The organism is Mycoplasma sp. 327, assembly GCF_053851655.1.
On record NZ_JBSQBA010000016.1, the window covers coordinates 1 to 1,447 of the forward strand.

Here is a 1,447-nt window from a genome sequence, read left to right on the forward strand (position 1 = left end):
CGGTCGCCTCCGAGGTTAGCTAACCGACTTTGGGTATTACCAGCTCCCATGGTGTGACGGGCGGTGTGTACAAGACCCGAGAACGTATTCACCGCAGCATAGCTGATCTGCGATTACTAGCGATTCCGACTTCATGGAGTCGAATTGCAGACTCCAATCCGAACTGAGATCGGCTTTTTGAGATTTGCTCCATGTCGCCATATTGCTTCTCTTTGTACCGACCATTGTAGCACGTGTGTTGCCCCACTCGTAAGAGGCATGATGATTTGACGTCATCCCCACCTTCCTCCCAGTTACCCAGGCAGTATCTCTAGAGTCCTCGACATGACTCGTTAGTAACTAAAGATAGGGGTTGCGCTCGTTGCAGGACTTGACCAAACATCTCACGACACGAGCTGACGACAACCATGCACCATCTGTCACTCCGTTAACCTCCGCTATATCTCTATAGCATTGCGAAGGATGTCAAGAGTGGGTAAGGTTCTCCGTGTATCTTCAAATTAAACCACATGCTCCACCGCTTGTGCGGGTCCCCGTCAATTCCTTTAAGTTTCACTCTTGCGAGCATACTACTCAGGCGGATCATTTACTGCGTTAGCTGCGTCAGTGAACTATCCACCGACTAATGATCATCGTTTACGGCGTGGACTACCAGGGTATCTAATCCTGTTTGCTCCCCACGCTTTCGTCCCTCAGCGTCAGTGTAGACCCAGTAAGCTGCCTTCGCCTTTGGTGTTCTTCCATATATCTACGCATTTCACCGCTTCACATGGAATTCCGCTTACCTCTATCTAACTCTAGTTTATCAGTATCCAAAGCGAGCCAGGGTTGAGCCCTGGGATTTAACTCCAGACTTAATAAACAGCCTACGAACGCTTTACGCCCAATAATTCCGGATAACGCTTGCGACCTATGTATTACCGCGGCTGCTGGCACATAGTTAGCCATCGCTTTCTGACAGGGTACCGTCAGCTTGGAAGCATTTCCTCAACCAAGTATTCTTTCCCTATAACAGCACTTTACAATCCGAAGACCTTCATCGTGCACGCTGTGTCGCTCCATCAAGCTTTCGCTCATTGTGGAATATTCCCTACTGCTGCCTCCCGTAGGAGTTTGGGCCGTATCTCAGTCCCAATGTGGCCGTTCAGTCTCTCGACCCGGCTAAACATCATAGTCTTGGTAGGCCATTACCCTACCAACTAACTAATGTTCCGCACCCTCATCCTCTAGCGGGGCTTTAAGGCCCCTTTCACAACGGAATCATGCGATTCCATGCGTATCCGGCATTAGCCAATGTTTCCATTGGGTATTCCAATCTAAAGGGTAGATTAAGCACGTGTTACTCACCCATTCGCCGCTAAGGTATTGCTACCTTCGCTCGACATGCATGTATTAGGCACACAGCCAGCGTTCATCCTGAGCCAGGATCAAACTCTTAAAATTTGAT

At 49.2% G+C, this 1,447-nt stretch carries 1 rRNA gene; it reads right to left on the reverse strand.

The annotated features are described in order from the left end of the window. Positions 1-1,443, reverse strand: a 16S ribosomal RNA gene (locus ACWXVS_RS03165); the annotation flags it as partial. Positions 1,444-1,447 lie beyond the last annotated feature (4 nt).